Here is a 5,290-nt window from a genome sequence, read left to right as displayed (position 1 = left end):
TTGGTTCTGGTTGTACTGGGATCGGGCGCTCTGTTCGCCGCTGGTGTGCAAGAAACTGGTCTGATTAAGGTTGGTATTGTAAACCTTCCCCCAGAAGAATCCGGATATCGTCAGGCTAATGTTGAAGACATGAATGCTGTATTCTCAGCAGCAAACGGCTATGACGCAAAACAGACCAACACCATGGACAACAGCGAGCAGATTGCTGCAGCAAAAGGTTACATCCGAGATGGAGTGGACTACCTTTTGATCTCAGCAGCAAACGCTTCTGGATGGGATGACACCTTGAAATCTGCCAAGGATGCAGGAATTCAGGTAATTCTCTTTGACCGCGCAATTGACACTGACCCTTCCAATTACCAGGCAGCAATCCTCTCGGATATGGCCTATGAAGGCAAGAAGGCAGTGGAATGGGTATTGGGACTTGATCTGGATGAGATCAACCTGATCCTTATTCGCGGACAGATGGGTTCTGCAGCTGAAATCGGCCGAAGTGCAGCAGTACTGGACGCAGCAAAAGCAGGCAAACTCAACATAGTTGCCGATGGAACCGGTGGAGACAGCTGGAGCCTTGAAGAAGCCCGTAAAGTTGTTGAAGCAGCAATTGCAGCAGGCAAGGATTTCAACGTCATCTACGCTCAGAATGATGGTATGGCACAAGGAGCCGTGCAGGCACTTGAAGCAGCTGGAATCACCCATGGCAAGGGCGGCAAGGTCAAGGTAATTGGATTTGACTTCAACCGCTTTGCGCTCAGAAACGTCCAGGCTGGTTACTGGGATGCTGATATGCAATGTAACCCACGTCAGGCTGCTCAGATTTCTGAATGGATCAAGAGTGGAAATATGCCAAGCGGCATAGTCTACCAGGAAGAGTTGCTCGTAACCACTGACACGATTACTGATGAAATCATCGAGAAATGGGGAATCAATGCCGATCCAGGTAAAGGCGTAATCACAAGGTAAGTATTTGTAATCACAATAATGTAGTATTTGCAGTGCGGTGCGCAGAAATAAATCTGCATGCCGCACCGCAGTTAGCTCGTACCGTATCAGTAAAAGGAGACCTTTGATTGTTGTCAGAAACCATACTTGAAATGAAGGATATCAGTAAATCATTTCCTGGCGTCAAAGCTCTGGATTGCGTAGACTTCAAGCTCCGAAAAGGTGAAATCCATGCACTCATGGGCGAAAACGGGGCGGGTAAGTCTACACTCATCAAAGTCATTACCGGAGTCTACGAAAAAGACGCCGGCCTGATTACCTTACAGGGAGAACCTATTCACTTTAAGGCTCCGCAGGAAGCGCAAAACAAGGGAATAGGTACCGTCTATCAGGAAATAATGCTGTGTCCCAATTTGACTGTCGCTGAGAACATGTTTATCGGCCGTAGTCACAGCCCATTTGTTAATTGGAAGCAGATGAACGAAAAGGCAGCCCAGTTGCTCGATTCCCTCGGTATTCCTGCAAGTCCTGTCCAGGAACTTTCGAGCTGTTCGATTGCCGTACAGCAAATGATTGCCATCGCACGTGCAGTGGATATGGACTGCAAGATTCTCATACTGGACGAGCCAACATCCTCCCTTGATGAAGACGAGGTACATAAGCTCTTTGCACTCATGCGTGAGCTGAAAGAGCGGGGAGTCGGAATCATCTTTATCACACACTTTCTCGAACAAGTGTATGAAGTCAGTGACAGGATCACGGTACTTCGCAATGGGAAGCTGGTCGGTGAATATGAAACAAACTCACTTCCCCAGATCGAGCTCATCTCAAAGATGCTGGGTAACGTGCTCGAGGATGTTACGAAACTAAAGAAACATGAGCCGATCGTATCTGATACTTCCATCCCTGTCTTTGAAGGGATAGGGCTTTCAAGTGCTGCAGGGGTAAAACCCTTCAACTTCGCCATACAAAAAGGAGAAGTGAACGGGTTTGCAGGCCTGCTCGGCTCCGGACGCAGTGAAAGCGTCCGTGCCATTTTCGCCGCAGACAAGGTAACTGGTGGTGAAGTAAGGATGAAAGGCAAGCGGGTGAAAATCAAGACACCCCTGCACGCAATAAAACATGGAATAGGCTATTTGCCAGAAGATCGCAAGGGCGATGGCATTTTCGAAGATTTGTCGGTACGAGACAATATTATCCTTACCCTGCAGGTCTTGAAAGGTTTCTTCAAACCATTTTCAAGAAAACAGGCGGAACTCTTTGCCGACGAATATATCAAGAAGCTGAACATCAAAACACCAACCTCCAATACACCGATCAAATCCCTTTCTGGAGGCAATCAGCAGAAAGTCATACTGGCTCGCTGGCTGCTCACCAACCCAGAGTATTTGATCCTGGATGAACCAACCCGTGGTATTGATGTTGGAACCAAGGTTGAGATCCAGAAACTGGTGCTTGATCTTGCATCCAAAGGTATGAGCCTTACGTTCATCTCTTCAGAAATTGAGGAGATGCTTCGAACCTGTTCCCGATTGATAGTCATGAAAGACCGTGAAATAGTCGGGGAACTCAGGGGAACTGATTTGACGGAGAACAATGTTATGAACGTAATAGCACAGGGGGGAAAGAAGAAATGAGCAACATGAAAAAGAACGTTTCTCACCTGGCTCTTCCTCTCTCGGTGATGGCACTACTCATAGTCATCAATCTGATAAAGGGTGCCGATTATTTCGCCATCAGCATGGTAAACGGAGCAATCTACGGGAATATACCGAATATCCTCTTCGGTGCTTCTGAGTTGGTCATTCTCTCCATAGGCATGACGTTGGTAACTGCATCATCAAGAGGGCAGGATATCAGCATCGGGGTAAGTGCCACCATTACTTCCGCTGTATTTGTCCAGTATGTCCTTCATGCCAGTGAGGTCACGTTGTTTACCATCATTGTGGGCTTCCTCTTGAGTTGCGTTGCAGGTCTGCTTCTTGGCGCATTCAACGGTACCCTGGTTTCTGTATTCAAGGTTCAACCAATGGTTGCATCCCTCATACTCTTTACCGGTGGCCGGTCCATAGCCTTCATGATTGACGGGAAACTTTCTCCCATCCTGGCTAATGATATATCGAATAAAATAGGCACGGTGATACCAGGCGTCCCAGTGCAGACAGCAATAATCCTTACGGCTGTCTTTATCGCTATCGTGGCAGTGGTATTCAGGACCACGAATCTCAGACTCTATGTAGAGACTGTAGGAATAAACCCGAACGCAGCACGTCTGAATGGTATCAACCCGAAGAAAATCATATTTTTGACCTTCTTGATCATGGGAATCTGTACTGCGGTTGCCGGCTTTATTGCCGTGAACAAGGCAGGTCGTCATGACAGCGTCAACTTGCTCAAACTGATCATGATGGATGCGATTCTCGCCGTAGCTATCGGTGGAAACTCTTTGGGCGGAGGAAAATTCAGCATTACCGGTTCCATCATTGGCGCCTATACGATAGAGATGCTGAACAGGACCCTGCTCAGGCTGGAGATAGACCCAGCGATGATCAAGGTCTTCAAGGCCGTTTTTATTATTCTTCTTATGGTGGTTGCCTCACCGGTGGTCAGGGCTTTCATGAGTAAGAATCTGGACAGGTTCCGCTCCTGGAGACTTGCATCAAGCCAAGATAAGGGAAATATTTCCACCACAAATATAGTTAGGAAGCAGGGGGAATAGGATGGCATCTGTGAACGTAATCAAACCAAAGGCAAGACTATCAAATTCAAATATTCTGTTTCTTATAGCTGCGGTCATCTTTGTACTGATGTACCTGTTTGCAATCATCACTTTTCCCAATAGTTTTCTGCAATTTCAGACATTTTTCGACCTGTTCAACCTCAATGCACCACTGATCATCATGACCCTCGGCTTATGTATCGTCATGATCGGAGGAGGTATCGATATCTCTATCGGTTCGGTGACCGGGTTGGTAACAATGGCTTGTGCAGTCTTTCTGGAATCCAGGATGGGAAGCATAGGGGGAGCCATCCTTGTTGCGCTGGGTATCGGTATTGCATTTGGAATTATGCAAGGATATCTTATTGCCTATCTTGAGATACAACCGTTTATCATTACGCTCTCTGGGTTGTTCTTGGCACAGGGGCTCCTGACTACACTCCATAAGGATCCGATCAACGTAACCATGCCTGCATTCGTGAGTTTGAGGGATTTTGATATCGTGATTACATGGCTTGGTACTAGAAACAGACTGGGGGTTTTTATTCCGTGTGAAATAAAACCAGGTACGCTGATCTTTATTGTCCTTCTCGTCATTCTTGCATCCCTGATGAAATGGTCACGTTTTGGGCGGAATGTCTACGCCGTCGGTGGAAATACCCATAGTGCCATGATGCTCGGCATCAATGTAAAGAGAACAATATTCATCACCTATGTGATTAGTGGGTTGACCGCCGGTATTGCAGGTTTTGTCTACATCATGACCACAGGAGCAGGCAATGTCGGGAATGCCGCAGGTGCTGAAATGAAAGCGATAGCATCGGCTATCATAGGCGGTACACTGCTTAACGGTGGGGTAGGCAACTTGCTTGGGGCTCCAATAGGTACATTGATCCTTTTGATCATTAATGAGCTGATTAGAGCAGCAGGCGTTCAATCCAACTGGCAAGCGATGGTAAGCGGACTCCTTCTGTATTTCTTCATTATGTTGCAAAGCGTAATCATGTCGCTCCGTGACAGGAGGAAATTCAGTATAGCTCTTCCGCCTTGGCTACGACTGTCAGGGAAGGAACAGAGTGAAGACCCTAGGGAGCCGTAAAGGCAACAGAGGATTGCTTGGGTATCAGTTGGTAATCATTTGTTTTCCCCCAAAGAATTGTTTCGGAGGGGGAATGTGTCAGTTATTTTGATCCTCTTCTAACGCTTCTTCATCCATCAATAGAAACAGCTCCCTCGCAAAATCACATTTGAAGGGCACTGATGGATCATCTTGGTGAGTTCGCAAATTCTTGAGAAGGTTGTAGTTGATAGCTATAGGCATGTCTCCTTTGGTATAGTTTCCTCCGATGAAAGCCTTGAATAAAGGCATGTACTCATTGCTATGCAAGGGTGTGGTGAAGTGATTCCTACTGACACATGATGTCCACCATCTCTGCATCTCCGATCGATCAAGATGCATGGAAAGAAAATCTTCAAAGTTCATATGAGAAAAAAGGAAATCTGGGATGTCGATGGATTTTCTCCGATAATTATCCATGTCTGTATTATCGTTGCGTTGATACCTGTCCCAATCCACCCAGATATAGATAGTTGTATTTCTATTATCCTTCCTTACTTCCCTAAATTTTT

Annotated in this window: 5 protein-coding genes; 4 read left to right on the top strand and 1 reads right to left on the bottom strand. The window is 46.5% G+C overall.

What is annotated here, in order from left to right; translation table 11 throughout:
* From AB7S66_RS11150 to AB7S66_RS11135, 4 genes are all read left to right on the top strand, one after another.
* On the top strand, positions 1–963 hold a 963-nt coding region (locus AB7S66_RS11150), incomplete at its 5' end, for a substrate-binding domain-containing protein (RefSeq protein WP_428520018.1).
* Positions 964–1,094: 131 nt separating this feature from the next.
* Complete coding sequence (locus tag AB7S66_RS11145; RefSeq protein ID WP_428520016.1) at positions 1,095–2,579, top strand: sugar ABC transporter ATP-binding protein; 1,485 nt, start codon at positions 1,095–1,097, stop codon at positions 2,577–2,579.
* Complete coding sequence (locus AB7S66_RS11140) at positions 2,576–3,661, top strand: ABC transporter permease (RefSeq protein WP_428520014.1); 1,086 nt, start codon at positions 2,576–2,578, stop codon at positions 3,659–3,661. Before AB7S66_RS11145 ends, AB7S66_RS11140 begins: the two co-directional genes overlap by 4 nt.
* A gap of 1 nt (position 3,662) precedes the next feature.
* Positions 3,663–4,760, top strand: coding sequence for an ABC transporter permease (locus AB7S66_RS11135; RefSeq protein ID WP_428520012.1), 1,098 nt, complete (start codon positions 3,663–3,665; stop codon positions 4,758–4,760).
* A gap of 78 nt (positions 4,761–4,838) precedes the next feature.
* On the opposite strand, the gene AB7S66_RS11130 is transcribed toward AB7S66_RS11135, so the two are convergent.
* Positions 4,839–5,290: hypothetical protein (locus AB7S66_RS11130; RefSeq protein WP_428520010.1), on the bottom strand; the 452-nt coding region annotated here is incomplete at its 5' end.

Origin of the sequence: Sphaerochaeta sp. (assembly GCF_050178175.1) — a bacterium.
Lineage (GTDB): Bacteria > Spirochaetota > Spirochaetia > Sphaerochaetales > Sphaerochaetaceae > Sphaerochaeta.
This window is presented reverse-complemented; position numbering and strand designations above follow the sequence as displayed.